The sequence below is a fragment of the Paratissierella segnis genome, assembly GCF_014385195.1.
In the GTDB taxonomy this organism is placed as follows: domain Bacteria; phylum Bacillota; class Clostridia; order Tissierellales; family Tissierellaceae; genus Paratissierella; species Paratissierella segnis.
This window is the reverse complement of record NZ_JACRTG010000018.1, coordinates 72,133-97,604: the sequence shown is the minus strand read 5'-3', so window position 1 is coordinate 97,604 and position 25,472 is coordinate 72,133. Positions and strand designations below refer to the sequence as shown.

The following is a 25,472-nucleotide window of genomic DNA, read 5'->3' as shown; positions in this document are numbered from 1 at the left end:
TTAATCATCCTTTAAATCTTCTAATACTTTCATACTGCTGTTTAGTATTTCTTTTAGACCATCTTTAGGAGTATTTTCTTCTACTTTAACTGGGGCAACTACTTCTACATTCTTTAAAGCTTCCTTATATTCTTCTATAGCCTTTAATGCAGCCTTAGAAAATTCAAAATCGAATAATTGAGCAAATTCTTCAACTTCTTTATATCTTTCTATCTTAACTACTACAGAGGGACTACTCCATTTGCTACCTGGTAATTTTCTAGCTGTCTTATATAATTTGTCATCTCTACCCTGCCAACTGATCGCTAATACTTTTTCTTTTTCCCTGAACTTTATCCATCTCTTACATTCTTGCTCATATAATCCGTTTACAGCATTATTTCTTGTTTGTTCATCTAGTATCATTATTGGGAATCCTGCATTAAGCAATTTGTTCCCAAGCTCTGCTGCTCTATCTTCTGCTTTACCAGTGTATTCAGTAATTTTTCTTTCCCAAGTGCCTTCCCACTTGTAACCTAGACTTTTAACTAATTGTCTAAAATCTTCGTTTTTTTCAAACATTACAGTAACTTTATCATCTTTAACTGTTATTTCTGCTACCACATTTGTAATTTTATTGTCTGGATAAACAGTCGATTCTAATTTAATGTCCACTATAGCTTTTTCTTCTATTAATTCTTTTTCTGATTTTATTGCATTCTTAATTTCTCTTTCAATATAATCCCAAAGTCTATCAGATCTGTTATCTATATAATATTTTGCATCTGTTTTATTTTCAATTATATAATCTCTTATAGTCAGTATGTCTTCCTTTGTGATGTCTATAAATCCATAATATTCAGATAGTCCTTTCATTACCATCTTATCATCAACCGACTCGTTAAAATAATTTATTAAGTTTTGTCTTAACGTAATTGCCCAAGCTACTTGCTTTTCCGAACCTGTTAATTGAGGTAGTTCCATTTCTTTAGCTTTTTCAGCCGCTTCTTTGTTAGCTTTTTCTCTTTCTTCATCTAGATGTTTCTCCCAACATTCAGGACACATTTTGTTAAACGCTCTTTCTTTTTTCCATTCTCTATCCTTAGTAGGTCCAATTATATTTACTCTTCCTTCGTGTCCACAACTAAATGTTCCATAATACCAAGCCATCTTTATTCCTCCTATTTTTATTTTTCTATTTACCGTTTATCTCTATCTGTGATTATATAATATCATAGTCGTACTGACTTTGCAAGTATTTTTTTATAAATAGTTTAATTATTTTTAAAGTTTATTTCGACAAAGTTTCGACAAATAAAAAGGGACTGCATTAGTCCCTCACCTTATTCATCAACTCATATATTATCTCTGTTCTTCTTCTTTGTGCAGTAGTTCTGCTCATATTTAACATAGTTCCTATTGCTTTATCACTTAGTTTTTCTGCATATCTTAATTCTATAATTTGTTTTTCTTCTTCTAGTAGATCTTCAAGCAATAACTCTACATCCTCAATTTGCTTTTCTAAATTATTTATTTTAGCTTTAGTTTTATACTTTTCTCTTATGTTTATCTCTATTTCCTTAAATATTCTATCTACCGCTCTTTCAAGTTCTGCCTCTATGTTTGATGTAACTAAATTATTTTGTATCGCATCCTTGGAGTAATCTATCGCTTTAATAGTATCTTCAAGGTCTACATTGCATTCCTTGATGTCTTTTCTTAGTCTATCTATTCTATTTTGTACTCTTATTTCCCTGCTTCTAAGCCTGTCCAAGCGTTTCTTACGCTTATAGTGTCCATATAACATTCCTTCTACTTTACTATATTGATTTATAAGTCATACCCCCTTGGATTGCTTTTTTTCTTCAACCTTTTTCTTTAATTCTTTTAATAATCTATCTCCATCCATATCTGTAAGTGCCTTAAACCAGTCACTTTTTAAAAAGTTCTCTACTTCTTTTCTATATCTTGGCTCTTGATAATCCTTACAGGCTTGTACTATTATTGCATTTGCTAAATTTTCATATCTATCCAACTTTTATTCCCCTTCCCGACGTTTTTCCGACGTTTAATTCTTGTTATGTTCAGTTAACCTTTAAAGTTTGCTTTTCTCATTTTTTCATATATTTCTGCATCAAATACCTTACTAGATAATGCACAAGCACAGGCATGGTCATCACAAACTCTCCAATATCCACATCCAAAACCATATTTAGCCTCTGTCTCATATTCTATTTTTAAAAAAGTTTCCTTATCCATTTTCAGAACTCCTTTCTAATTTCCATTAAATCCTATATCCTTCACCTGATTCTAATGCTCTTAATGCCTCTATCCTTATTTCATCTATCAATTTTTCCAATGCTTTTACACTTTTAGAATTATCATAGCCATAAGCTATATCAGCAATAAATTCTAAAGCCCCTCTACAACCTTTATAAGTCACTTTCTTTTGGTTTTTATCTGAATACTTTCTTTCGCAATATCTGTTGTATTCTTTAAATATATTATCAAAAACTTCTTCCCACTCTGCCCCATGCTCTACTTCATGGCCCACTATAACATGTGCTAATTCATGTCCCAGTGTTTCTACTTGTGTTTCTACTTCTGTTTTTGCATCTAGAGTTATAATTACTTTTTCATCAGGCAAGAAAGTCGTTAGCCCATATACTCCTTCTTTTTCTTTTAACTTGTTATCCCACTCTATTTCACAATCAAAGTCCCCATATAAATTTCTAGTTGCTTGTATTACATCTTCAAATGGTGTATTTAGCCATGTAATCATTTCTTAATCCTCCCTTTCCATTGCACATAAAAAACATTAGGTGCTGTTTGAATTTTTCTTCCGTTTGTTTTATGCAATCACACATATTAATATCCATCTCTTTGTCTACGATAATTTTCTTCGTGTTTCTTTAGATATGCTTGTTCTACTTCTTCATCTGTAAAGCCTAGTAAGTGTGTTAGTATCTTAATGCCTATCCCTATATTGTAATAAGCATGACTATTTACATTTTTTATATCTGTATTGTTTAGTTTGGATATCCAATAATAAAGTGATTTAAATGTGTTTGTCATGTCCCTTATTTTTTCGTATTCCCTTATTTCATCATTTATATAATAAATATCTAATTGATTGCCTATACTTAGGTAAAAATGGAGTACATCTGCTAATTCATCAAGAAGTCTTTCCTTGCTTTCAGGTCCTTTTGTACTCCAATGCTTAAAGCAACGTGTCGCATTTGCAAGTTCCCCAACTTCTACCAATAAAGCTAATATTGTCTTATCTAGTAGTTCTTCATCACTCATTGCTATATTTCTAATTTTAATAATGTATTTATCTAGTTCATCTTGCATTTTATATAACTTTTTTAAATTCATTCCTTTATCCTCCCCTTCGATATCTAATGCACATTTCCAAGCTTCTTTACTGTTAATCATTTCCCCTACCCCCAATAAGTTTTATCTGCTTCATCTCTCCATTTTTGTATTACCTTTTTATATCCGTTATTTTCTGTTACAAGTTCATCTATTAGTTTCTTATCTTCTTCGTTTTTATAGATATATTGTTCTATTGCTAAATACATAGAAATCCAACTAAGACCAAATCCTATAAGTAATCCACTTGCAAATTTCATCTAACTCACCTTCCTGCTATTTATTAGACATTTCCTTATTATTTTATCTCCTTTGGTTACCAGCCCGCACCCTGTACATAGCCTTGTAACTTGTCCCATATATTTACTTTGTATAAGCTTTCCTCCACAATGCCTACAGTAATTCTTATTATTTTTTCTTATTCTTGCTATAACCTTTTGCTGTTCTTTATTTAATTTATATAAGCAATACATTTTCTTTATATCGTTACATTTTTCTTTGCAATTAGTTCTATAGCAATTCACTTTTATACCTCCTTAGATTTCTTTAACTTCAACCCCATCTCTGCGGATACAACTAGCCATTACACCGTTAGCATTCGGACTATATATACTTCCTTTTTGCCGCTCTACTTCCTTATTTATAAAGCTTTTAGTCGGTTTTCTCCAACTTGGTGGCATCTCATAAACTGACTTAATGTCATTATGCCAATTCTTTGCAAGTTCAGGGTTTCCATAAGTTGGTTTCATCTCACAATTTAAAGCTTCTCTTACCTTTTTCTTTGATGTTGTAAATTCTATTTGATAATTTGGTCTTGTTTGGTCTGTGCTATATGTTAAAATTGCATACATTTTTATACCTCCTTAATAATTACCTCTATCCTCGGATTATGCTTGTCTACCTTAAACTTATGAGTAATGTCTCCTATCTGCTTCCATCCGTCATTTTCGATTATTCCTGCTTCTACTAGTCCATCTAAAATAAATTTAGTTCCTGCTTGAATATTATCTTTATCTTTCCGTTTGTCTTTACATATCCAATTAACTTCAAGGTCTATTTTGCTTAACTTCTTCTTTATCTTAGACTTTGCTATCCAAGCTACCTTCTCAGTATTTTCTCTTTTTATGTCGTTGTAAGGTTGATACCTTCCTCTACCTTTTTTAGATTCTGCTATTATTGTATTTAGATCAGGTAATTCACCCGGTATTACTATTTTCATTTCATCACCTGTCCCTCTCATATCCTGCCGGGTGGCAATAATGACAACTACTACAAATAGCATCTGGTATCTCTCCCCACGTTGTCGCTCCTATACTCCATACAACTAAATTCGCCCAACATTTTCTATGAACTCCAAGTAACCTTTTTCTATCTAAAAACTCTATTATTTTAAACCTAATATTGTTTAGTGAAGTTTTCTTTAATACTTTAGACATTCTTAATCACTTCCTTAGCCTTCTCTATCGCATCCCAGATTGTCATTGATGGATAATCTCTAAATATCCTTACTGCTTCTATGATTGTTTCGTTGACTTTGTTTTTCTCTATATCCACACCTACACCTCCAAAATCTTTATTTCGCCTAGCTTGTAATCATTTTTTAGGAAACATTCACAAAATCCTACTTTATTTTTTAATACAAAGAAATTATCTGTTATTTGTGTAAGTTCTCCTTGAAAAGTTTCATTTGTTCTAGTTTGTCCTTCTCGTAAAGCTAGTTTTATAACTTTATATTTCTTGCCTATCGTAAGTGGATAATCAAACTCCTTATCCGCTAATCCTTTTGTGCGAGGTTGACTTATCATTTTTCTAAATGCTTTTTCATCTTGTATGTCTCTTTCTCGTTTTTCTTTTTTAAATTGTTCTATTTCTTTTTTCTTTCTCTGCTTAGTTTCTAAATGTTTCTTTTTATTTTTATCTCTACAACTCTTACATACACTTCTATATACTACTTTTAGCTTGTCAAAGTTATCTTCGTTTAAAGGCTTATCTTTACCGCATTGACTACATTTCTTTGTATTTGCTTTTAGTCTTTCTCTTCTTTCTGCATCTTCTTTTCTTCTACAAAATTTACAAGTAGTATCTAACCCATTTTTATAATCACGTCTTTTATAGAAGTATTCTGATGTTTCAGGATATTTTTCTCCACATATTTTACATTTTTTAGCTTCCATTCCTAACCTCCTTACAGTAAACTTATTTGAATGTTCTCCCCGAATTCTCTTGTAAAATCTCTTTTTAACTTTTCTCTGATATTTTGATTAAACCTTTTAGGGTAATGCGATTTTAACTGTCCGTTGATGAATATATGGATATAATCAAATTCTTCTAGTTGTTCTAGTTCATATTCATTAGATGAAAATTGTACTCCGTCATAAGTGCCTAAAAATATTCCTTGTTTTTCGCCCCATTTATCTTGGTCTATAGTTTCTTTTGATAGCCCATATATTTCAAATTTCACCTAGTCACCTTCTATTTGTAGAGTTGTATTATTTAGTAGTTGTTTGATGTCACTTGGTAACTTTTTATACTCTTGTTCGGTTTGCGATTTAGCCTTGTAACTTCTCATAAAATTACTTGATACTACAGATTGAACTGTTTGTATATCCAGTTGTGACCATTCTCTTAGCCTATCTGCACTTCCTATTGTTTTTTGTATTATTGGTGGTAATTTATTGAATTCATCGACTGAATTATAGTAAGCATTTCTTACTGCTTTACTCACCAATCCCCAAGCTTCAACCTCACTCATTTGTTCAGGCTCTGATAACTTATATAGTGAATTTTTAATCTGTCCTATTACTGGCGGATAACCTTTTGTATCATTTGCTATATAGGACTTGACCGCAGCTTTTACAAGATTAATATCATCATCAGCAAACATTTCAGCCCAAAGTGATACCGATACATTTAATTCTTCTTTTGTTTTATCTCTGTAGTACATTGGATAGGCTTCTTTTAAGATTGCCATAATTCCTATAGTTTCAAATTTATTCAAATTAATATCCTCCGTTCTTATCTAATTCATCTTGCATCATTTCAAGAAATGGATTACTTGACTTTTTGGGTGAATTATTATTTATAGGTTCTTTTCTACTCCAATTAAGAATAGTCGCATAATCCGATTTATAATTTTTACCTGTGCTTGCCTTATAATTGTCTAATCTAACTATTAAATCATCAGTTAATACTTGTCCTAATTTGTCTATTAATTTTTGATATTCTATTTCTAATAGAGATACTTTTTTAAATTCACCAAATTTTATTTTTTTAGGAGTGGTTTTTTTAATTTCTTCTACTTCTTCTTCTATTGTTTCTTCTTCTTTTTCTTCTTCTTCTTCTTCTTCTTCTTTTTCTTGTTTACCTAACCGTTCCTCTAACAGTTTAATTAAGGGTTCAACAAAGGGTTTATCAAAGGCTTTCAAAGTAGTTAATAATTCAGTATTTAAGCCAATTGTAGGTATTGAACTTATAGCTTTTATTGCACCTTTAACTTGATTTTGATTTTCAAGTGGATTGTACTTTAAAAAGTTGGGAATTAAAATAATATTGGTGTTAGAGTTATAGTTTATTAAACCCTTTTGCAACAGTTCCTCTAACCCTTTACTAAACCGTTTATTATCCCAATTCAAATCATATGCACCATATGGAATTGGTAGATGATATATCCCTAACATATTTCTGTGGTTACAAGTCAATACATAGACAAATAATAATTTTCCATCATCGGTCAATTCCCTATATTTGCAATCACTCCACATTAAAGCATCTATTTTCGTATACATCCGTTCACCTCCGAGGGAGATTGCTCTCCCTTTACTTCTCTTTCTTCTGACAATTCATACATAAAGCTCTTCCGAATTTTTTCTCTGAAAATGTCTTAACCGCTTGAGTTATATCTTCATCACAGTCAATGCATTTTAGAGTACTAAATTTGGTATTTGAATTTGTAGTCGACTTTCTATTTTGTTGGCTTTTGGATTGTTCTTTTGTAGATTGTCCCTTATCCTCTTTACCATGCGTATTAGTGCTGTCACTATCCTTAGTATCATCTATTGCAAATAATCCATTTAAAGCGTATTTACGTGCGTATGAAGATGTGCTTCCAGTTACTTGTGCTAAGTCCATTCTTTTTTTTGTTTCATCTTCTCTTGCATAAGCAGTTGTTGTTATAACAGGACCATCACCAGTATCGTGTAATCTTGCGGTAGCCCTAACATAATATCTATCGCCTATTTGCACTATCTCATCATCTATCGTTAGAGTAGCTTTATGTTTGTTTAGTAAAGGTTTTAATCCTTCCAATATGTCCTCGCAACTTCTATAATTGTATTTACCAAAACTATTAAATTGATTTTTAGGTGCTTTTAAATCTACTTGAATGTTCATTAGCTTTTCATATATATTCATAATTATTCAACTCCCTTTCTTGCATTTCTCTAATCTTTTCATTATTCTTGTGCCATTCATCTACTAGTCCATATCTATCTCCGACAACTGTATTTCTAGTTGGTCTTGCACCATATTTTTCATATAAGAAATCCTCAATCTGCGTTTGTCTTTCGATTAAATCGTTAATTTAGACCACCCTCTAATCTGCATATTGCTCTTAGGTTTCCTTGTTCATTGAATAGCTTCTCTAAGTGTATGTTTATAAGCGATATTTCTTTTTCGAGTATTTTTGCTTTTATTGATTTGCTATCATAAAAATCTGATTTATCCTTTGCATCTTGTAGTGCTACCGCTCTTTTCTCTGCATTTGAATAATAAGGCTTCCCCTTTACATCTATTAGATTTGTGATAGTATTCATTTCTTTCATTTCCCATATTTTAAGTTCCATCTTTATATCCTCTAATTCTTGTTGTTTATCTATTAAGTGGCACTTCTTTTCAAATATCTCATTTGGTAAGCTTAATAATCTATCTTTTATCATTTATATTTCCTCCCTTTTTACACCTTCAAATTCTCCGTATTCAATCCTTCTCTTTATGCCAAACCTAGCATTTCCAAACTCTTTTTCCTCTATCTTTAATCCTGCTTCTTTAGCCTTTAGATATCTTTTCTCGTCTATTTCTTCTACATCAATTCGACCATCATCATCATCTGCGTACGATTTATATAGTAGATAATAAGTTTTATCTGTATCTATAATTTTCATATAGATAGTTTCAAATAATTTCATCTATACTTCACCTATATTTCCCTTTAAGGTTTTCTTCCATTTCTTTAACTCTTCTAGTTTACTTAGGGCTAAATGTAAATCATTATTTTCTATTGCTCTTGTCATGTTTGATAAAAATACATATAAATCGGAATAATCTTCCTGGCTAATTAATCTAACTTGCTTTACTTTGTTTGTATTTGTGCTATAATTAAGTTGATTATCTGTGACCTTGAAGGATGGCCGTCCTGATAGGTCTTTTTCTTTTATTTCGAGTAGTTTTCTCTTGATGAAGTAATAATCACTTTTATCTGATTCATCATAATAGAAGCTCCCATAAAAAACTGAACTATTACCTCTTTTCCACTTGCCTTCGTATATTGAAATAGACATACTCTTAACATGAGGACTGATGTCTACGAATACTTGATGTTTGCCTAATTCGTTTATTTCCATTGCTAGCTTAGTTATTTCTAAGACTTTACTCAATTTCATTTCCTCCTTCGTCTAATACTTGTTATGTTCAGCAGTCAGCTAATTATAATTCATATTCAGCATCTATTGCTTTGCTTGCTTCTTCAAAATTATTGTCTTGTAAAAATTGACTTACCTCATTTATTATGCTTTTCTTTATTTCGTTTATTGGTCTTATAGGGCAATCATCTCTTTTGCCTTCGGAAGGAACTAATACAGGCATATGCTTATTTCGACTTGACAATATATCACAAATATCGCAAACTTTATAAAATGGGCACCCGCTTCCACGACAACTTTTAGGTACTTTTTCAAGCTCTAGTATTGCTTTAGTCATTTTGTTTAACCTCACTTTCTCTGTGTAATATCCTTATTTTTTTCAATTCATTGAAATGTCTTGTTATGATTATGCTATCAATTTTATTCCATAGTTCTTCAGGCAAATTGATATGCAATTCTTTTTGTCTAGGTTCGTAATCTACTTGAAAAATATCATTTACATCACTCATTTTACTGCTCCTTTCTTATTACACATAAATAACATTATTTGTTCTAAATCAATGTTTTAGTTCCTGCAAACATACTCTTGATAATAAATTCTTTTAAGGTTGTACCATTAATTAGTTTTTTAATTGATTTAGTTTTCAAATTTGTCCCCTCCTGTGTACATATCCGTTCATTCTATAAATTGTTCCGTCTAGATAATCGAGATAGTCATAGTCTTTAGTGCTTTTGCATTTGCTTAGAGTTTCTCTATAATCTTTATAAGCCTTACACCTATCGCGACAACCTAAATATCTTCTATTGCATTTGTAACAACTTGATTTCTTGCATTTAGCTTGTCCCCTTTCTGATAAATAAGTTATAACGTATAAAAATAATAATGGTGGTAGCCATAGCCAGCTACTTTTTATTAGACCGAGTGTGACTGGATGCATATTAAGCCTCCTTACTTAGATATTTTTCTAGTCTGATTCTATTAATGTAATAGGTCCATTTTTCTTCATTCTTCCAAGCTTCTCCAAATTCACTAAATCTTCCTTGTCTTAAAGCTATTCTTAATCCCATTGGCGAGATTCCTAATAGTTTGGCAGCTTCACTTACTGTCATTTTCATAATTGCACCCCCTATAGTCTATCCCGTGAACTTCTATAAATTTTGACATTTTCATTCCTCCTTATTTCAATTCCAGCAAACTTTCTAAATCAAGCCCTAGTTTAGTTGCCCATGCCCTAGCAATCTTCTCAATTTTATGCATTTCGCTCTCATTCGCCTTATCTAAATGGCTCTTTTTACCTTCCCTAGCTTTTAAGTTTATTCCTAATTGGTAATTAATCTTCTTGTAAAACTCTGACCAAGTAACACCAAAATTTCCGTTAAAGTTGTTCACTGCTATATTTCTAATTAATACATTTATTACTTGTCTACTGTCCTTTATAGTTGTAGCTGTAGTTATTAAGTTCTTGTTTTCTACTTCCAACTCTTTTATTCTTTTATTTTTCAGGTTAAATAGTTTAGCATTTATAACCGATACTTCATTCCAGTTTCCTTCATATTCTGCTGATGCCTTGTCCATAATCAACTGTTGTTCTAGACTTATTTCTTTATTGATATTTTCTATTACATTTTCTTTGCCTTGCTCTGTATCATGATATACATTTAGTAGTAACGTTCTTATTACTTTTGCTACTTCGCTGTCTCTTAATAACATTCCGATTCTTAATACTGCTCTTTTGGAAAATAGATTGTTTTGACTATTGGCTAATTTCTCATTGTCTATTAATACGTATCCTCTCTTTTTTGTTGCTCGTCTCAAGTTGCGACGGGCAAACTCTTCAAAAATTTCTCCACCCGATTTTCTAATAATCCCGTCATCTTCAAATTCATCAAAATTCCTTGAATAAACATTTCTAATCACACCAATTTTTACTTCATAAAATTCTGCTACTTGATTTGTAGTCATAAATTCTGTATTTGCTAATGTGTTTAATTCTTTTACTTTTTCTAAGATGTCAATTCTTTCAATGTACTTATCTCTTTGTTCTTTTCCGCCTTCGATTAACTTTAGTTCATTTGCTAACATTCTCTTTCCTCCTTTGTTTCGGTTTTTCTGAAATTCATCCTAAAAAAATTTCACTTATTTCTACATCAAGGCTCTTGGCTATTTTCTCTATATTATTATAAGATGCGTTTCTTAGGGCGGAAATGTTATTTTCATAGCTTACTATTGTTCTAGTAGTTAAATTTACGAGCCTTGCTAATTCTTCTTGCGATATATTCTTTCTTGCCCTAAGTTCTTTTATGGAATACTGTCCCTTTTTCATACCTCATTCCTCCCTTCTGATTTCATTATATCATTTCGGTATTTCTGATGTCAAGTGTTTTATTTCATTTTTTCTGAAATTATTTTAAAGAAGTCTATTTCATTATAGTCGAAACTATGATAAAATGTATATAGAAAGGCGGTGAAAAAAGTGGGCAAAAATTTCTTTTCCAGCAACCTTAAATATTTAAGAACCCAAAGAGGGATTGAGCAACTAGAGTTAGCTCAACTCCTAGGAAGAAAAAGTGCATCTTCTATAAGCGAATGGGAAAGTGGGAACTACACCCCTAAGGTTGGGGTTATCTCCGATATAGCTAGGGTTTTTGGAGTTAGTTTATCAGAGTTGATGAATGAAGATTTAACGGGAATTAAAGTCCCGATTAAACCTATTACAAATTCCAACTTCATTCCCCTAATAGGTACCATTGCGGCAGGTCTTCCAATTTTAGCAGAAGAAAATATCGAGGACTATTTTAATTTAGATAGTCGAATCCATGCAGATTTTGCACTAAGAATTAAAGGAGACAGTATGATTGATGCAGGAATCTATCAAGATGATATAGTCTTTATAAGAAAACAAGATTGCCTTGAAAATGGAGAAATAGGGGCAATATTAATTGAAAATGAAGCAACATTAAAAAAATTCTATAAGGATAATGGAACTGTAATTCTTCAAGCAGAAAACGATAATTACAAGCCTATGATATTCACGAATGGGAACATCAGTATACTAGGCAAACTAGTAGCAGTACTAAACATAAGAGGATAAGAGACTATAGAGAGGTATAACTGCAGAATACCTCTCTTATTCTTAACTTAACATTAACTTAAAGAGGAAGGAGATAATATGAGTAAGAAAAAGAAGAAATATAAAAGAAAAAATGGTTCCGGAAGTGTATATCGACTTTCAGGAAATCGCCGAAAACCTTGGGTAGCGGTTAAAACTGTAGGGTGGATGGAAGGAGAGAATGAAGGAGATGCATCTGTACAAAAAAGAAAAATAATAGGCTACTTTGAAAAAGAAGATGAAGCTATGTTGGCACTACTCACCTATAAAGAAAAACCTTATGTCACTATAGTAGATGAAAAGACAACAGTCAAAGAACTGTATGATATGCTCTATAAGGAGTCAGAGAAGGAAGGGTTAAGTAAATCATCACTTGACATATTAAAGGCTTCCTACAAGGCAATAGAGACTTTAAAAGGTGAACCACTTTTTGACCTTACATCTATGGATTTTCAATTCATCATTGACAGTATTATAGAAGACCCAAATCAAAAATCTTCTTTTAGCAAGCTAAATAAAATTAAATCGTTAATTAACAAAATGTATAATATATTAATAATGCATCAAGTAACACAAGTCAATCATGCACAATTTATTAGCCTTAGAGGTAAAAAAGAAGGAGATGTTCCACCGTTCCCTGAAAAAGATATTCAAACTTTATTCAAAAATGACAAAAATAGAATTGCTAAGTCTTCTTTAATATTAGCTTACACAGGTCTTAGAATTAGTGAATTTCTAGAATTAAGAAAATTTTTGAACGTAGACTTGAAAAGAATGCTCATAGTCGGAGGAAATAAAACAGAAGCAGGCAAGGACAGAGCCATAGCAATACACCCTTATATTCAAAGATATGTAGAATACTTCTTTAATGAATTTCCAGAAAGTGAATATTTATTTAGCAGAAATGGAGAAAAAGTAACTCCTGATTATTATAGGAGATATTATCACAATCAACTTGTTGAAGATTTAAAATTATCTAATCTAAATCCTCACAGTTTTAGGCATACCGCTGCTAGTAAAATGAAAATGGCAGGAATGGACGATAAAGCAATAACCGATATGATAGGTCATACCTCTATAGATTTTACCGATAAGAGATATGTAGAAGTAGACGAAAAATATTTACATGAACAAATGAGGAAGGTGAAATAAATGATAAAAATATTTGTTAGCTACTTGTTAGCTACAAACCTATTTTTTAACCTATCTTACTTTAACTTAGAAAAAAACAAAAACACCCCGAAGGGTGTCAAATACTGTGTTTCTGTGGAGCCCACGATCGGAATCGAACCGGTGACCTCTTGCTTACCATGCAAGTGCTCTACCTACTGAGCTACGTGGGCTTATAGTAAAACATTTTACTATTAATACTTAATAATGTCAATACTTACTGTCCTCAATAAGAATAAATATTAAAGTTGAATATTCTTATTAGTTATAAAAAATCTTTCAAGTTTTCTTTTTATTCTTTGAAGAGCATTATCCACACTTTTAACTTCTCTGTTTAAATCTGTTGCAATCTCCTGATAGGTTTTTCCTTCTATATATGACATTAACACGTCAATCTCAAGTTTACTTAAGATTTCACCTATTTTATTTTCCATAACCACCATGTCTTCCCTACCAATAAACAGTTCCATTGGATCTTCTATTTTGTTGCCGGAAATAAACTCAATCAATGTCCTTTCCGATTCCTCATCGTAAACCGGCTTATTTAATGAGACATACGAATTTAACGGAATATGTTTTTGTCTGGTTGCAGTTTTAATTGCTGTTATTATTTGTCTTGTAATACATATTTCCGCAAATGATTTAAAGGAAGTAAGCTTATCACTATCATAATCTCTAATTGCTTTAAATAAACCTATCATACCTTCCTGAATAATGTCGTCTCTATCTGCCCCAATCAAAAAATAAGACCTAGCTTTCGAACGTACAAAATTCTTATATTTGTTAATCAAAAATTCTAAAGCCAGAGGACAATTAGAATTAGCCATTTGGACTATCTCCTCATCTTCCATGGTTTCAAAATTAGGTAAATTGCTATCATCATACAATTCAAAAACCATTAGAACCCCTCCATCTTTATAACCACTTTAATTATAGAAAATTGGCTCTATTTAGTCAAGATCAATTATTTGACTTATTCCAATCTTTAAGCTTGTATAATGTTTTTTCATCTAAACTTCCTATTTGTAAATCATTCTTCTGATTATTATTTTTGCTTTTTCTTTTTATCATGTTCTTCCAATTATATATTTCCGCTTCCAACTCTCTTGCTGATATTCGTGTGCCTCCACGGGACAGCACAAGTTGTTGTTCCATCCAATCTGATGTAGCAACCCTTACCCTTTTTATCCTGCCGATTGAATCCAAAGTTCTTTCGATATAATTATCGGCTGTTTCATTTTCTTTTGTATATATGATTTTAACCCCTTTATAGCAATCCCTAGTTCCTGTATTCCCTTTAACTAGATGAGCATCAAATACGACAATTATTTCAATGCCTGAGTAATGGTGATACTCGGCTAAAATTTCTAACAATTCCAACCTCGATTCTTCAAGGCTTATGGATGCCTTTTTTTTTAAGTTTTCCCATGCATTGATAATATTGTATCCGTCAACAAATAAATATTCTTTTTGCTTATTTCCTTTTTTCATGGTTCTGTTTCACTACCTCATATATCAATATTGAAGCAGCTGCAGAAGCGTTTAGAGAAGAAATCTTACCTACCATAGGAATTTTAATTAGAAAATCACATTTTTCCTTAACCAGCCTAGATAGACCCTTTCCCTCATTCCCAATAACCAAAGCTATAGGTCCTAATAATGAAATATCAAAATAATAATCTTCTCCTCCCATATCCGCGCCATATATCCATAGTCTATTTTTCTTTAATTCATCTATTGCAGAGGATATATTATTGACATTTGCTATCAACATATGTTCAACTGCACCCGCTGAAGTCTTGTATACTGTTTGATTTACCATTGCCGCTCTTCTTTTAGGTATAATTATACCATGTACCCCGGCACATTCAGCTGTTCTTACAATTGCCCCTAGATTGTGGGTATCCTCTATTTCATCTAATATTATTATAAAGGGATCTTCGTTTCTGCTTTTAGCCTTATCCAATATTTTATCTATGGTGGAATATTCATAATCAGTAACCAATGCTGCTACTCCTTGGTGTATATTACCATTTGCCATAGAATCAAGTTTTGCTTTATCCGCTTGTTGTATTATTATATTTCTAGATTTTGCAATCCCAATGATTTTATTGATTGAGCCATGTAAATCTCCTTTTTGTATATATAATTTATCTACCTGCTTATCAGATTTTAATAGCTCTAAAACGGGATTTCTTCCTACTATATACTGTTCGTTCATTCACTCAATCCTTTCCTTCAATTCACAGTTCACAGTTCACAATTCACAATTCACAATTCACAACTTAATTCAATTCACAATTATTATGGTCATCCGCCCCTACAAATGACTTCTGTTGTAATTATACTATCTTTTCTGTTGTTCACTGTTATCTATTCACTATCTTTTATCTTTTATCTTATACCTATTACCTTTTACCTATCTTTTACCTCTTACCTGCTATTCTAAGGTTCTAAACTTCTCCCTTACTTCTGCAATCTTCCCACAGGTCATATTTCCTTCCGGACATGGTCCGTTTAAGCAGCCTGGACCTGCATTCTTAAATAAAATCGGATATACTTTTTTTACTTCTATAAGCATCTGTGTTGCTAATTCCCTGATTTCCCACTGAGCTCTGTTACAACATCTCAATTTGAAAAAATTAAATAATGACCTTGCATTCATTGTTAAAACGATTTTGGTTTCGCAAGCATTGGGGAAAATATATCTTGCATCTTCAATTGCTTCTTTTTCAGCTTTTGACTTTGCGTCTTTCTCTTTTAATCCTTCAGCTATGTATTTATTAAAGTGGTCTTCAAAAAGAAGGTTTGATATTTTTTCATATCTTTTTTGATCCTCTTCCATAGCCTTGATAAAAATCTCTTTTGCCTCTTTATTATTTTCTATTGCAGGAGGAATGACATATTCAAATTGATTTAACCTGACATATCTTTGAGATTGTTGAGAGAAACTAGCAATCCTATGCCTTACCAGCTGATGGGTAAGGGTTCTCGAAACCCCTTCAATGCCAAATGTAAATGACACATGTTCTATTGGACTTTCATGTCCTAAATCCATCAATAAATTTAAAAATTTATTTAACTTCTCATCATCCAACCCTTGTTCAATTTGGCTGATTCCAACAGATGAATAGCATAGCTTGGCCGCAGATGCTACAAGTTTCTCACCATCCGGTGTGTATCTTAATAATTCAACATTCAGCATAGTATCCCTACTTTCTTATTTAATATCAAGTGCAGTTATCCTGTCAAATATCTCTTTCATTCTCAAATCTTCACCTGTAAGAAATAGATATCCAAACAAACATTCAAACCCTGTAGCATACTTATATTCCAGTATATCCGCATTTTTAGGAGATGAATGAATTTTTGCATTTCTTCCTCTCTTAATATAGGATTTCTCCTCATCAGTTAATATTTCTTCAATGCTATGTGTTATATCAGCTTGTGCCTTTGATTTTACATATTTTGTCGCAGACTTATGCAATTCGTTAACATTCAGCCCTATATTCAAAAGATATGTTCTTACCAGCAATTCATAAACTGCATCCCCTATATAAGCAAGTTGTAGGGGTGATAGCATTGAGATATCCTCCCTACTCAAATTTGTATTTATGCTTCTAAAGATATTATTATTTTCCATATTAAACCCTTTTCCACTTAACTCCGTCTTTAGTATCTTCTAAAATTATACCCTTTTCTTTTAGAATATCCCTAATTTCATCAGACAGTTTATAATTCTTATTTTTTCTTGCCTCTGTTCTCTTTTCAATAAGTTCCAAAATTTCAGATTCTAAAATTTCATCCCGTCTTGTCAATATCCCCAATATCTTTGCTAAATCCATCATGGTATTGTATGCATATTTAACAAAATCTTTGGATGAATCTTCATTGATATGAGTATTATAAAGCTTTACCATTTCAAATAAATATGCAATGGCATCCGCTGTATTTATGTCATCTTCCATACTCTCAATGAATTTATCTTTATAATTATTTATTTCATCAACTAAAGGTTTTTCATCTTCATCTATTTCGCGGTTCTCAACCTTATCCATAAGATACTCAAGATTTTTTTTGCTATTATATAATCTTTCCAGAGCATTTTGTGTCTGATTCATTACTTCTCTGCTAAAATTCATTGGAGATCTATAATGCGCTGATAACAAGAAAAATCTTAAAACTTCTAAATCATATTCTTTGCCTACGTCTTTTATAGTAAAGAAATTCCCCAAGGATTTGGACATTTTTTGATTATCAACTGTAATCATGCCATTATGAAGCCAATAATTTGCAAATGGTTTGTTGTTTAAAGTTTCAGACTGCGCTATTTCATTTTCATGATGAGGAAATTGAAGATCTTCTCCGCCTGAATGAATGTCTATGGTTTCGCCCAATAGGGTTTTTGCCATTACAGAGCACTCTATATGCCATCCTGGTCTACCTTTTCCCCAAGGGCTATCCCATGAAGGTTCTCCTTCTTTTTCCTTTTTCCAAAGAGCAAAATCCATTGGATTTCTCTTTTCTTCATTTATATCAACTCTGGCGCCGCTAATTAAATCCTCTAATTTTTTCTTTGATAATTTCCCATAATCCTTTGCACTGGATATATTAAAATATACATTCCCATCAACGTTATAAGCCGCCCCTTTTTCGATTAACCCCTCTATAAATTCAACAATTTGGGATATAAATTGAGTTGCTCTGGGATTAATAGTTTCGTAATCATATAGATTTAACCCCTTCGCATCTTCCATGAATGCCTCAATATATCTTTCTGCTATTTTCTGAACAGTTGTACCTTCATCATTAGCTTTATCTATCATTCTGTCATCTATATCGGTAAAATTAACTACAAATTTGACGTTATAACCTTTATAAATAAAGAATCTTCTTAATGTATCAAATACAACTAATGGTCTTGCATTTCCCACATGAATATAGTTATATACAGTAGGTCCACAATTGTACATATTTACATGACCTTCCGTAACAGGTATAAATTCTTCCTTTTTTCTGGTTAACGAATTATATAACTTCACATCATCACTTCCTCGTATCTATTCATTATTAAGTCATTGGAGACAATCCCCGATGACTTTATCTACCTAAAACCTTATTGGCTCTAGCAATTATTTTTTCTTTTCCCAGTAGATAAATTATATTTACCATCTCCGGTCCATGCGCAACACCGGTTAAAGCTACTCTAACCGGCATAAATAGATTTTTGCCTTTTATTCCGGTAGACTTTTGAATTGTCTTCATAAAGATCTTAGCATAGTCAAAATCAATTTCATCAATATTGTTTAACTCTTCAATTACTGCATTCATAAGCGTATCGGTATTCTCTCCACCTAATATTTCTTTAGCATCTTCTTCTACGACTTCAACTTCATCCTTGAAAATAAAATCAGTTTTATCGACTATCTCTGCCAACGTAGACATATTACCTCTAACTGTGTCTACCAATACCTTTAACCATTCTTTATTTTCATCGCAAAATTTATCATCTATAAGCTTAGCCTCTTTAAGGAATGGAATAGTTAATTCAGTAATGTATTCTAAGTCCAATTCCCTTATATAATGCCCGTTAACCCAGTCTAATTTATCTCTATCAAATATGCCTCCTGTTTTGGATACTCTTTCAAAGCTAAATTTTTCAACCATTTCTTCCAATGTAAGAATCTCTTCGTCATCCTCCGGACTCCAGCCCACCAAGGCTAAATAGTTAACAAGTCCCTCCGAAAGATATCCTTTGCTTCTAAAATCTTCTACAGAAACATCCCCGTGGCGCTTTGACAACTTCTTTCTTTCACTATTTAAAACTGTCGGGAGATGAACATAAACAGGTTGTTCCCAACCAAAAGCTTCATAAAGATAAATATGTTTTGGGGTAGAAGGCAGCCATTCTTCCCCTCTTACTATATGAGTAATCTTCATTAAATGATCATCAACTACAACAGCCAAGTGGTAAGTAGGAAATCCATCTGATTTTAGTAATACCTGGTCATCAATATCATTTGTATTTATAACGATTTCTCCTCTTACTAAGTCATGGAATTTGATGTCTTTATCATGAGGAAGCTTTAGTCTTACAACATACTCTTCGCCATCTGCAATTCTCTTTCTCGCTTCTTCAAGGGGAATATTTCTACAAAATCCGTCATATTTCGGAACCAAACCCTTTATCTTTTGTTCATCTCTTAATGTATCAAGCCTTTCTTTCGAACAGAAACAATAATATGCGTATCCCTTTTCAATCAATTCATTTACATATTTTTTATAAATATCCAACCTCTCCGATTGTATATATGGACCATACTCACCTTTTTGTACTAATTTATGATCTTCTACAAATACACCTTCATCATATTTTATTCCTGCCCATTTTAATGACTCAATAAGATTTTCAATAGCACCTTCCACGTATCTTGTTTGATCCGTATCTTCTATTCTCAATACAAATTTGCCATTGTTATGTTTAGAAAATAAATAATTATATAAAGCTGTCCTAAGTCCTCCAATATGCAAATATCCCGTTGGACTTGGAGCAAATCTCAATCTGACCTCTTCCAAGAAAATACACCTCCAATTTAGTTAACATATATTATACTACATCAGTTCACAATTCACAATTCACAACTTATTTCAATTCACAATGCACAGTTCACAATTCACAATTAAAAAGAGGAGATCCTTCGGTAGTAAAGTTTATACTACTATCCTCAGGATGATACAAGCAGCAATTATTCTGCCCGCTTAGAATAAGACACAAGCAATGATTATACTGACTTTTGTTGTTCACTGTTCAATTCACTATGTTCTTCTCTATTACCTATTACCTATTACCTAATACTTAGTCCGGCCTTTTGAAATTCACCCAATACCAATTCTTCTATTTCATCAACATTTACTTCTTGTTTGTCTTCTGAAGTCCTAAGTGAATATTCAACTATATTTTCTGCCGCTCTTTTCCCTACTGTAATTCTAATTGGAATTCCAATCAAATCTCTATCATTGAATTTTATCCCGGCTCTTTCATTTCTATCATCCAACAGCGTTTCTACACCTATTTTATTAAGTTTGTCGTATAGAGCTTCTCCTAATTCAAGCTGTTCTTTATTTTTAGTATTTATGACTGTTATTATTACGTGATATGGTGAAACAACCAATGGCCAAATTATGCCCTTGTCATCATGGTATTGTTCGACGATTGCTGCAACTGTTCTGGAAACTCCAACTCCGTAACTTCCCATAACAAAAGGCTTCTCTTTTCCGTTCTCGTCCAAGAACTTGGCACCAATAGCTTCACTATATTTTGTTCCTAACTGAAATATATTGCCTACTTCAATTCCTCTGTCCATCATAAGTGGCATCCCGCATTTCGGACAAGTATCTCCTTTTTCTACTGTCAATAAATCGTCTACAATTTCTCCGCTAAAATCTCTGCCGTAATTTGCATTTTTTATATGATAATCTGTTTCATTGCCTCCAACTACTATGTTTTTCATCTTTGTTATTCTATAATCTAAGATTAATCTTGCATCAGGCTTTAGTCTAATAGGACCGGTAAAACCCTTATTTGCACCGGTTATAGCTATAATCGTATCTTCATCAGCCATTTCCAATTCATGCTCTGCTACACCTAAATAATTTGCTAATTTTGTTTCATTTAGCTCTCTATCCCCTGGTATAATTGCAACTATCGGGTTGCCGGCAGCTTTATAAACGATAGCTTTACCAAAATGAGACTTCTCAATACTCAAGAATTCTTTTAAATCATCGATAGTTTTAACCTCAGGTGTATATATCTTTTCTATGGGCAATATATCCAATGCATCTTCAGTAATGTGATAAACAACTTCTGCTTTTTCATCAGTAGCCGCATAATCACAGTGATCACAATATGCTATAACCCCTTCTCCAACTTCAGACATAGCCATAAATTCATGGGATGTCTTTCCCCCCATTGTACCTGTATCCCCCTGTACTATTTTAAATTTGAGGTTTAATCTAGTAAAGATTTTATCATATGCATCCCACATGATTTGGTATGCTTCCTTCATAGCTTCTTCATCTACATCAAAACTATAAGCATCTTTCATTATAAATTCTCTGCCTCTCATGAGTCCAAACCTAGGTCTCTTTTCATCCCTATATTTAGTTTGGATTTGATATAAGTTTAGCGGCAGTTGTTTATAGGATCTTATTTCGTCCTTAATAACTGAAGTAAAATATTCCTCGTGAGTAGGTCCCAAACAAAATTCTCTGTCATTCCTATCCTTTAGTCTAAACATTTCAGGTCCAAAGTTAGCCCACCTTCCTGAGGCTTCCCATAGTTCTCTAGGTTGAATGGCTGACATTAAAAGTTCTTGAGAACCTGCAGCATCCATTTCCTCCCTAACTATCTGTTCAACTTTTCTTATTGCTCTCCACCCTAAAGGTAAATATGAATAAACACCGCTTACTAACTTCCTAATCATTCCTGCTCTTAGTAGAAGTTGATGACTTGGAATTTCTGCCTCAGCCGGAACTTCCCTTAATGTAGGCATATACATTTTTGACATTTTCATAAAATCACACTCCTTTTTATAATTCACAACTTAATTCAAATTCACAATTTACAATTGAAACCAGAGATACTGCAGTAATTATACTGTATGTCTTTTGTTGTTCACTGTTCAATATCTTTTATCTTTTACTTCTTAACTCTTAGTTCTTCACTATCTTTTACCTATTACTTATTGCCTATTACCTTTCATCCCCTATACTAAAAAACCTTCCATCTCAAAAAACAAGAGACGAAAGGTTAATATTCCGCGGTACCACTCTAATAAACCCTAAAGGTTCACTTAAAGGCTATAACGTAACCCCCGTTTAAATATACTTACAACTTCAATTTAAATGCTCCAGGACCGGTTCATTAAAAAGAGGGATAGAAACCTTCCACCAAATGATTTCCTCTCTTAATCCATTAATAATTACTGTTTCCTATCCTCGCTATAACTATTTAAAATATACTAAATTACGATATATATTGTTAATCTGTCAATTCTCAATTTGTTATAACCATTCACTCCTTGCATGTTTCTGTTATCGGCTTTAATAAACACACGCAATACGAAGATATGCCCTCTCCATTGCCAACAAAACCTAATTTTTCGGTTGTTGTAGCTTTGACACTGATATTATCTACTGAAGTATTTAAAATCTTGCTGATATTTTCTCTCATATCCAAAATAAAAGTCGCAAGTTTTGGATTCTCTGCAGCTACTGTAGCATCTATATTTCCTACTTCATATCCATTTTCATTCATAATATTGTATATCTCTTCAAGCAATTTCATACTTGAAATATCTTTATATGCCATATCAGTATCAGGGAAATATTTCCCAATATCTCCTAATGCTAAAGCTCCTAAAATGCTATCCATAATTGAATGTACTAAAACATCAGCATCTGAATGTCCTAATAATCCCTTTTTATAAGGAATTGTCACTCCACCTATGATTAATTTTCTATTTTCAACCAGCTTGTGTACATCATATCCAAAACCTAATCTCACCTAGTCCACCCCATAAAATATTCCTCTTTTTAAGAAAACATCCTTGTCTTTTAGCAATGATTCAGCTACTATTAGGTCTTCAGGCGTAGTTATTTTAATATTGTCATAACTTCCCATAATCATCTTGATAGGATGCCCCATCTTCTCTACAAGAGAACTGTCATCTGTTCCAATTATTCCCTCTTGATTTGCCATCTCATAACCCTTTTTTAATAACGATACCCAAAAGCATTGTGGCGTCTGAGCTGCCCATAGCAATGATCTTTTTGGAGTATGGTGTACATTTTCAGATGATGTTACAGCCTTTATAGTATCCTTTACCGGAACTCCTATTACACAGGCTCCATAGTTGATTACACCTTTTATTCCATCTTCTATCGACTCTATCTTAACAAAAGGTCTAGCACCATCATGAGTTAAAACTATGTCTGATTTTTCATTAACGGCTAACAAACCATTGTAAACAGAATCTTGCCTTTCTTTTCCCCCTTTGATAATATTGGTTACCTTTTTAAAACCATATCTTCTAACTATTTCTTTTCTACAGTATTCAACTTCTTCTTCTTTTGCTACTAGTATTATCTCATCAATATATTTGCACCTTTCAAATTTTTCAATGGAATGTGCTAATATTGGCTTATTGTCTATTGCTATGAACTGTTTATTTATTTTGCTGCCCATTCTATTACTCATACCCGCAGCCGCTATAACCACAGATACAAAGTAGTTATCATACATTGGATTCACCTCTTTATTATTATAGCATAAGATTCTAAAATTTAAAGAAAATGTTTTTTAATATGATAAATAAAAGAAAAAGACCCATTTCAGGGTCTATACAGCCTTATCCACCAAAGTTTTAGGCTTAGCAAATATCATTCTACCTGCAGATGTCTGTAAAACGCTGGTGACTAATACATCAATAGTTTCACCAATATACTTTCTTCCCGATTCAACCACTATCATAGTTCCATCGTCTAAGTACGCCAATCCTTGACCGGATTCTTTACCATCTCTCACTACTTGCACTATCATTTCCTCACCCGGTAATACAACAGGCTTTACAGCATTAGCCAGCTCGTTGATATTGAGTACTTCTATACCTTGAACTTCTGCAACCTTATTTAAATTATAATCATTCGTGATGATTTTCCCTTTCATCAACTGGGTTAATTTTAATAATTTTGAATCTACTTCTTGAATATCTTCAAATTTCTTATCATGGATTATAATTTCTATATCCAATTCCTTTTGAATTTTGTTAAGTATATCTAAACCTCTTCTACCTCTATTTCTTTTTAATCCATCCGAAGAATCAGCTATATGCTGTAATTCTTCTAACACAAATTCCGGTATAATTAGTGGCCCTTCAATAAATCCCGTCTTACATATATCGGCAATTCTACCATCTATAATCACACTAGTGTCAAGTATCTTAGGACAAGATTTATAATTATTCACTTTGCTTTTCTCTTTATTCGTCCTTTTTGTATTCCCAATATTGCTTATAGCATTTATTATGTCCTCCCGTTTTTTTATGGGGATTTTAATCCCCAAGTATCCGAACAACCCGTAAAGTATGATTGAAGCCGGAATAGTCAAATAAGGTATATTTAACCTTACAATTGGCTGACTTATTAAAAAAGCCATAACTAACCCTATAATCAAACCGACTGAACCAATTAAAATATCATATGCGGGGAGTTTAGATATTTCATTTTCAAAAAATTGAACTATACCTTTTCCTTTTTGAATGATTTTAGGTGACAATATAAAAAAGATAATTCCGAATATTAAAGAAAACCCTAAACTAATTAATAATCCAACCCAGCCACTACCTAATAAATCAAATACTTCCATTGTTTTTAATAAAGCTATTATTCCAAATCCTAAAACCATGCCGATAATACCTATTGCAAATCTAATTATTTTATTGAACATTCCTTCACCTCCTACTATATTTATTACCATAAAAAAATAATATATAACTATATTATATGGAAAAGCCATTTTATTTAAGAATATTTCATAAACATTAAGTTGAAAATAAGGTAAAATATTGGGAAGCAATATTTACCTAATAAACTAGAATCTGTTTTGTTAAGCTTCATCATCAGTATAATTTATTGCTTTTAATATAATCTCCTCTATTTCTTCAATATCTTTATCGCTTACCAATACCATTTCTGAAACCAACATCTGTTTTGCACTGGTCAACATCTTTCTTTCACCGGTTGACAACCCTTTTTCATTGTCCAAAATCATCAAATTTCTAACAACGGCGGCAATTTCAAAGATATTTCCCGATTTGATTCTGTCCATGTTTATTCTATATCTTCTATTCCAATTTTGAGGCATATTTGACTTATCTCCATGTAATATGTCAATAACTTCCTTTAAATTATCATATTCAATAATTTGTCTTACTCCTACTTCATCAACATTGTCAACGGGCACCATAACCTTCATATCTCCAATAGGCATTCTCATTATAAAATATTTTCTTTTTTCTCCAAGAATTTCTTTTTCCTCAATATTTTCAATAATACCCGCTCCATGCATTGGATAAACAATCTTATCACCAATACTAAACATTGGAAAACCTCCTATCTGATTTGCACAAAACCGTATATTATT

General features: G+C 32.2%; 40 protein-coding genes, 1 tRNA gene and 1 other annotated feature. Of the genes, 2 read left to right on the top strand and 39 right to left on the bottom strand.

Going from position 1 to position 25,472, the window contains the following annotated elements; translation table 11 throughout:
- From H8707_RS07535 to H8707_RS07410, 26 genes are all read right to left on the bottom strand, one after another.
- A complete protein-coding gene (locus H8707_RS07535; RefSeq protein WP_262429526.1) occupies positions 1 to 1,149 on the bottom strand; it encodes a hypothetical protein in 1,149 nt (382 codons plus the stop codon).
- A 160-nt stretch (positions 1,150 to 1,309) separates the two neighbouring features.
- Positions 1,310 to 1,786 (bottom strand): sigma factor-like helix-turn-helix DNA-binding protein, encoded by a 477-nt coding sequence (locus H8707_RS07530; protein WP_262429525.1) that lies wholly within the window; start codon positions 1,784 to 1,786, stop codon positions 1,310 to 1,312.
- A 30-nt stretch (positions 1,787 to 1,816) separates the two neighbouring features.
- Positions 1,817 to 2,014: a hypothetical protein gene (locus tag H8707_RS07525; protein ID WP_262429524.1), complete on the bottom strand. Its 198-nt coding sequence runs from the start codon at positions 2,012 to 2,014 to the stop codon at positions 1,817 to 1,819.
- Between the two features lie 53 nt (positions 2,015 to 2,067).
- Positions 2,068 to 2,238, bottom strand: a complete 171-nt coding sequence (locus H8707_RS07520; protein ID WP_262429523.1) for a hypothetical protein — start codon at positions 2,236 to 2,238, stop codon at positions 2,068 to 2,070.
- A 25-nt stretch (positions 2,239 to 2,263) separates the two neighbouring features.
- On the bottom strand, positions 2,264 to 2,761 hold the full coding sequence (locus H8707_RS07515) for a SprT-like domain-containing protein (RefSeq protein ID WP_262429522.1): 498 nt from the start codon (positions 2,759 to 2,761) through the stop codon (positions 2,264 to 2,266).
- 86 nt (positions 2,762 to 2,847) lie between these two features.
- Complete coding sequence (locus tag H8707_RS07510) at positions 2,848 to 3,417, bottom strand: dUTP diphosphatase (protein WP_262429521.1); 570 nt, start codon at positions 3,415 to 3,417, stop codon at positions 2,848 to 2,850.
- A gap of 5 nt (positions 3,418 to 3,422) precedes the next feature.
- A complete protein-coding gene (locus H8707_RS07505) occupies positions 3,423 to 3,614 on the bottom strand; it encodes a hypothetical protein (protein ID WP_262429520.1) in 192 nt (63 codons plus the stop codon).
- Positions 3,615 to 3,878, bottom strand: a complete 264-nt coding sequence (locus tag H8707_RS07500; protein WP_262429519.1) for a hypothetical protein — start codon at positions 3,876 to 3,878, stop codon at positions 3,615 to 3,617.
- 12 nt (positions 3,879 to 3,890) lie between these two features.
- Entirely contained in the window at positions 3,891 to 4,205 is a 315-nt protein-coding gene (locus tag H8707_RS07495; RefSeq protein WP_262429518.1) for a hypothetical protein, read from the bottom strand.
- Positions 4,206 to 4,207: 2 nt separating this feature from the next.
- A complete protein-coding gene (locus tag H8707_RS07490; RefSeq protein ID WP_262429517.1) occupies positions 4,208 to 4,636 on the bottom strand; it encodes a RusA family crossover junction endodeoxyribonuclease in 429 nt (142 codons plus the stop codon).
- A complete protein-coding gene (locus tag H8707_RS07485) occupies positions 4,578 to 4,790 on the bottom strand; it encodes a hypothetical protein (RefSeq protein WP_262429516.1) in 213 nt (70 codons plus the stop codon). The genes H8707_RS07490 and H8707_RS07485 overlap by 59 nt, the downstream gene beginning before the upstream one ends.
- Positions 4,783 to 4,908, bottom strand: a complete 126-nt coding sequence (locus H8707_RS07480; RefSeq protein WP_262429515.1) for a hypothetical protein — start codon at positions 4,906 to 4,908, stop codon at positions 4,783 to 4,785. Before H8707_RS07480 ends, H8707_RS07485 begins: the two co-directional genes overlap by 8 nt.
- 2 nt (positions 4,909 to 4,910) lie before the next feature.
- Positions 4,911 to 5,528, bottom strand: a complete 618-nt coding sequence (locus H8707_RS07475) for a hypothetical protein (RefSeq protein WP_262429514.1) — start codon at positions 5,526 to 5,528, stop codon at positions 4,911 to 4,913.
- A gap of 11 nt (positions 5,529 to 5,539) precedes the next feature.
- A complete protein-coding gene (locus H8707_RS07470) occupies positions 5,540 to 5,815 on the bottom strand; it encodes a hypothetical protein (RefSeq protein WP_262429513.1) in 276 nt (91 codons plus the stop codon).
- The gene (locus H8707_RS07465; RefSeq protein ID WP_262429512.1) at positions 5,816 to 6,352 is read right to left on the bottom strand and encodes a replicative helicase loader/inhibitor; all 537 of its coding nucleotides are present in this window, start codon (positions 6,350 to 6,352) and stop codon (positions 5,816 to 5,818) included. It abuts the gene before it with no gap.
- Position 6,353: 1 nt separating this feature from the next.
- Positions 6,354 to 7,139: a hypothetical protein gene (locus H8707_RS07460; protein ID WP_262429511.1), complete on the bottom strand. Its 786-nt coding sequence runs from the start codon at positions 7,137 to 7,139 to the stop codon at positions 6,354 to 6,356.
- A 31-nt stretch (positions 7,140 to 7,170) separates the two neighbouring features.
- Complete coding sequence (locus H8707_RS07455; protein WP_262429510.1) at positions 7,171 to 7,764, bottom strand: ERF family protein; 594 nt, start codon at positions 7,762 to 7,764, stop codon at positions 7,171 to 7,173.
- Between the two features lie 164 nt (positions 7,765 to 7,928).
- Entirely contained in the window at positions 7,929 to 8,288 is a 360-nt protein-coding gene (locus H8707_RS07450) for a hypothetical protein (RefSeq protein WP_262429509.1), read from the bottom strand.
- Entirely contained in the window at positions 8,289 to 8,537 is a 249-nt protein-coding gene (locus tag H8707_RS07445; protein WP_262429508.1) for a hypothetical protein, read from the bottom strand.
- On the bottom strand, positions 8,538 to 9,005 hold the full coding sequence (locus H8707_RS07440) for a hypothetical protein (protein ID WP_262429507.1): 468 nt from the start codon (positions 9,003 to 9,005) through the stop codon (positions 8,538 to 8,540).
- 49 nt (positions 9,006 to 9,054) lie between these two features.
- The gene (locus H8707_RS07435; RefSeq protein WP_262429506.1) at positions 9,055 to 9,327 is read right to left on the bottom strand and encodes a hypothetical protein; all 273 of its coding nucleotides are present in this window, start codon (positions 9,325 to 9,327) and stop codon (positions 9,055 to 9,057) included.
- Positions 9,320 to 9,499, bottom strand: a complete 180-nt coding sequence (locus tag H8707_RS07430; protein WP_262429505.1) for a hypothetical protein — start codon at positions 9,497 to 9,499, stop codon at positions 9,320 to 9,322. Before H8707_RS07430 ends, H8707_RS07435 begins: the two co-directional genes overlap by 8 nt.
- A 135-nt stretch (positions 9,500 to 9,634) precedes the next feature.
- Positions 9,635 to 9,928, bottom strand: a complete 294-nt coding sequence (locus H8707_RS07425) for a hypothetical protein (RefSeq protein WP_262429504.1) — start codon at positions 9,926 to 9,928, stop codon at positions 9,635 to 9,637.
- Between the two features lies 1 nt (position 9,929).
- A complete protein-coding gene (locus tag H8707_RS07420) occupies positions 9,930 to 10,106 on the bottom strand; it encodes a helix-turn-helix domain-containing protein (protein ID WP_262429503.1) in 177 nt (58 codons plus the stop codon).
- 61 nt (positions 10,107 to 10,167) lie between these two features.
- Complete coding sequence (locus tag H8707_RS07415; RefSeq protein ID WP_262429502.1) at positions 10,168 to 11,073, bottom strand: hypothetical protein; 906 nt, start codon at positions 11,071 to 11,073, stop codon at positions 10,168 to 10,170.
- A 34-nt stretch (positions 11,074 to 11,107) separates the two neighbouring features.
- Positions 11,108 to 11,314, bottom strand: coding sequence for a helix-turn-helix transcriptional regulator (locus tag H8707_RS07410; protein WP_262429501.1), 207 nt, complete (start codon positions 11,312 to 11,314; stop codon positions 11,108 to 11,110).
- Between the two features lie 150 nt (positions 11,315 to 11,464).
- On the opposite strand from H8707_RS07410, the gene lexA reads away from it, so the two are divergent.
- Positions 11,465 to 12,082 (top strand): transcriptional repressor LexA, encoded by a 618-nt coding sequence (gene lexA / locus H8707_RS07405; protein WP_262429500.1) that lies wholly within the window; start codon positions 11,465 to 11,467, stop codon positions 12,080 to 12,082.
- A gap of 78 nt (positions 12,083 to 12,160) precedes the next feature.
- On the top strand, positions 12,161 to 13,252 hold the full coding sequence (locus tag H8707_RS07400; RefSeq protein WP_262429499.1) for a tyrosine-type recombinase/integrase: 1,092 nt from the start codon (positions 12,161 to 12,163) through the stop codon (positions 13,250 to 13,252).
- Between the two features lie 115 nt (positions 13,253 to 13,367).
- Here the strand turns inward: H8707_RS07400 and H8707_RS07395 are convergent.
- The 13 genes from H8707_RS07395 to H8707_RS07335 form a co-directional block, all read right to left on the bottom strand.
- Positions 13,368 to 13,443 (bottom strand) — tRNA-Thr (locus H8707_RS07395).
- 69 nt (positions 13,444 to 13,512) lie between these two features.
- Positions 13,513 to 14,169, bottom strand: coding sequence for an RNA polymerase sporulation sigma factor SigH (gene sigH / locus H8707_RS07390; RefSeq protein WP_262429498.1), 657 nt, complete (start codon positions 14,167 to 14,169; stop codon positions 13,513 to 13,515).
- A 61-nt stretch (positions 14,170 to 14,230) separates the two neighbouring features.
- Complete coding sequence (locus H8707_RS07385) at positions 14,231 to 14,761, bottom strand: NYN domain-containing protein (RefSeq protein WP_262429497.1); 531 nt, start codon at positions 14,759 to 14,761, stop codon at positions 14,231 to 14,233.
- A complete protein-coding gene (rlmB, locus tag H8707_RS07380) occupies positions 14,745 to 15,491 on the bottom strand; it encodes a 23S rRNA (guanosine(2251)-2'-O)-methyltransferase RlmB (protein ID WP_262429496.1) in 747 nt (248 codons plus the stop codon). Before rlmB ends, H8707_RS07385 begins: the two co-directional genes overlap by 17 nt.
- Before the next feature lie 219 nt (positions 15,492 to 15,710).
- Positions 15,711 to 16,472: an FAD-dependent thymidylate synthase gene (gene thyX / locus H8707_RS07375; RefSeq protein ID WP_262429808.1), complete on the bottom strand. Its 762-nt coding sequence runs from the start codon at positions 16,470 to 16,472 to the stop codon at positions 15,711 to 15,713.
- A gap of 18 nt (positions 16,473 to 16,490) precedes the next feature.
- On the bottom strand, positions 16,491 to 16,853 hold the full coding sequence (locus H8707_RS07370) for a Mini-ribonuclease 3 (protein ID WP_262429495.1): 363 nt from the start codon (positions 16,851 to 16,853) through the stop codon (positions 16,491 to 16,493).
- 61 nt (positions 16,854 to 16,914) lie between these two features.
- Positions 16,915 to 18,312: a cysteine--tRNA ligase gene (gene cysS, locus H8707_RS07365; RefSeq protein ID WP_262429494.1), complete on the bottom strand. Its 1,398-nt coding sequence runs from the start codon at positions 18,310 to 18,312 to the stop codon at positions 16,915 to 16,917.
- Between the two features lie 58 nt (positions 18,313 to 18,370).
- Positions 18,371 to 19,846 carry a glutamate--tRNA ligase gene (gene gltX, locus H8707_RS07360; protein ID WP_262429493.1) on the bottom strand — a complete coding sequence of 492 codons (1,476 nt, stop codon included), beginning with the start codon at positions 19,844 to 19,846 and terminating at the stop codon, positions 18,371 to 18,373.
- Positions 19,847 to 20,115: 269 nt separating this feature from the next.
- Positions 20,116 to 21,843: a proline--tRNA ligase gene (locus tag H8707_RS07355; RefSeq protein WP_262429492.1), complete on the bottom strand. Its 1,728-nt coding sequence runs from the start codon at positions 21,841 to 21,843 to the stop codon at positions 20,116 to 20,118.
- 221 nt (positions 21,844 to 22,064) lie between these two features.
- Positions 22,065 to 22,277: a binding site (T-box leader), on the bottom strand.
- Between the two features lie 66 nt (positions 22,278 to 22,343).
- Positions 22,344 to 22,835, bottom strand: a complete 492-nt coding sequence (gene ispF, locus H8707_RS07350) for a 2-C-methyl-D-erythritol 2,4-cyclodiphosphate synthase (protein WP_262429491.1) — start codon at positions 22,833 to 22,835, stop codon at positions 22,344 to 22,346.
- A complete protein-coding gene (ispD, locus tag H8707_RS07345; RefSeq protein WP_262429490.1) occupies positions 22,836 to 23,573 on the bottom strand; it encodes a 2-C-methyl-D-erythritol 4-phosphate cytidylyltransferase in 738 nt (245 codons plus the stop codon).
- Between the two features lie 96 nt (positions 23,574 to 23,669).
- On the bottom strand, positions 23,670 to 24,776 hold the full coding sequence (locus tag H8707_RS07340) for a PIN/TRAM domain-containing protein (RefSeq protein ID WP_262429489.1): 1,107 nt from the start codon (positions 24,774 to 24,776) through the stop codon (positions 23,670 to 23,672).
- Positions 24,777 to 24,935: 159 nt separating this feature from the next.
- Positions 24,936 to 25,430 (bottom strand): CarD family transcriptional regulator, encoded by a 495-nt coding sequence (locus H8707_RS07335; RefSeq protein WP_262429488.1) that lies wholly within the window; start codon positions 25,428 to 25,430, stop codon positions 24,936 to 24,938.
- Positions 25,431 to 25,472 lie beyond the last annotated feature (42 nt).

Coding starts and splice junctions, on each gene's coding strand:
- rlmB (WP_262429496.1), bottom strand. CDS start 15,491: ATGAACGAACAGTATATAGTAGGAAGAAATCCCGTTTTAGAGCTATTA.
- H8707_RS07510 (WP_262429521.1), bottom strand. CDS start 3,417: ATGATTAACAGTAAAGAAGCTTGGAAATGTGCATTAGATATCGAAGGG.
- H8707_RS07435 (WP_262429506.1), bottom strand. CDS start 9,327: ATGACTAAAGCAATACTAGAGCTTGAAAAAGTACCTAAAAGTTGTCGT.
- H8707_RS07415 (WP_262429502.1), bottom strand. CDS start 11,073: ATGTTAGCAAATGAACTAAAGTTAATCGAAGGCGGAAAAGAACAAAGA.
- H8707_RS07430 (WP_262429505.1), bottom strand. CDS start 9,499: ATGAGTGATGTAAATGATATTTTTCAAGTAGATTACGAACCTAGACAA.
- H8707_RS07505 (WP_262429520.1), bottom strand. CDS start 3,614: ATGAAATTTGCAAGTGGATTACTTATAGGATTTGGTCTTAGTTGGATT.
- sigH (WP_262429498.1), bottom strand. CDS start 14,169: ATGGTTTTTGAATTGTATGATGATAGCAATTTACCTAATTTTGAAACC.
- H8707_RS07460 (WP_262429511.1), bottom strand. CDS start 7,139: ATGTATACGAAAATAGATGCTTTAATGTGGAGTGATTGCAAATATAGG.
- H8707_RS07515 (WP_262429522.1), bottom strand. CDS start 2,761: ATGATTACATGGCTAAATACACCATTTGAAGATGTAATACAAGCAACT.
- H8707_RS07445 (WP_262429508.1), bottom strand. CDS start 8,537: ATGAAATTATTTGAAACTATCTATATGAAAATTATAGATACAGATAAA.
- H8707_RS07425 (WP_262429504.1), bottom strand. CDS start 9,928: ATGCATCCAGTCACACTCGGTCTAATAAAAAGTAGCTGGCTATGGCTA.
- H8707_RS07420 (WP_262429503.1), bottom strand. CDS start 10,106: ATGAAAATGACAGTAAGTGAAGCTGCCAAACTATTAGGAATCTCGCCA.
- H8707_RS07400 (WP_262429499.1), top strand. CDS start 12,161: ATGAGTAAGAAAAAGAAGAAATATAAAAGAAAAAATGGTTCCGGAAGT.
- H8707_RS07475 (WP_262429514.1), bottom strand. CDS start 5,528: ATGGAAGCTAAAAAATGTAAAATATGTGGAGAAAAATATCCTGAAACA.
- H8707_RS07535 (WP_262429526.1), bottom strand. CDS start 1,149: ATGGCTTGGTATTATGGAACATTTAGTTGTGGACACGAAGGAAGAGTA.
- H8707_RS07520 (WP_262429523.1), bottom strand. CDS start 2,238: ATGGATAAGGAAACTTTTTTAAAAATAGAATATGAGACAGAGGCTAAA.
- H8707_RS07530 (WP_262429525.1), bottom strand. CDS start 1,786: ATGTTATATGGACACTATAAGCGTAAGAAACGCTTGGACAGGCTTAGA.
- H8707_RS07355 (WP_262429492.1), bottom strand. CDS start 21,843: ATGAAAATGTCAAAAATGTATATGCCTACATTAAGGGAAGTTCCGGCT.
- H8707_RS07485 (WP_262429516.1), bottom strand. CDS start 4,790: ATGTCTAAAGTATTAAAGAAAACTTCACTAAACAATATTAGGTTTAAA.
- H8707_RS07385 (WP_262429497.1), bottom strand. CDS start 14,761: ATGAAAAAAGGAAATAAGCAAAAAGAATATTTATTTGTTGACGGATAC.
- H8707_RS07450 (WP_262429509.1), bottom strand. CDS start 8,288: ATGATAAAAGATAGATTATTAAGCTTACCAAATGAGATATTTGAAAAG.
- H8707_RS07370 (WP_262429495.1), bottom strand. CDS start 16,853: ATGCTATCACCCCTACAACTTGCTTATATAGGGGATGCAGTTTATGAA.
- ispD (WP_262429490.1), bottom strand. CDS start 23,573: ATGTATGATAACTACTTTGTATCTGTGGTTATAGCGGCTGCGGGTATG.
- H8707_RS07495 (WP_262429518.1), bottom strand. CDS start 4,205: ATGTATGCAATTTTAACATATAGCACAGACCAAACAAGACCAAATTAT.
- H8707_RS07490 (WP_262429517.1), bottom strand. CDS start 4,636: ATGCTATTTGTAGTAGTTGTCATTATTGCCACCCGGCAGGATATGAGA.
- H8707_RS07410 (WP_262429501.1), bottom strand. CDS start 11,314: ATGAAAAAGGGACAGTATTCCATAAAAGAACTTAGGGCAAGAAAGAAT.
- H8707_RS07455 (WP_262429510.1), bottom strand. CDS start 7,764: ATGAATATATATGAAAAGCTAATGAACATTCAAGTAGATTTAAAAGCA.
- H8707_RS07340 (WP_262429489.1), bottom strand. CDS start 24,776: ATGTTCAATAAAATAATTAGATTTGCAATAGGTATTATCGGCATGGTT.
- H8707_RS07335 (WP_262429488.1), bottom strand. CDS start 25,430: ATGTTTAGTATTGGTGATAAGATTGTTTATCCAATGCATGGAGCGGGT.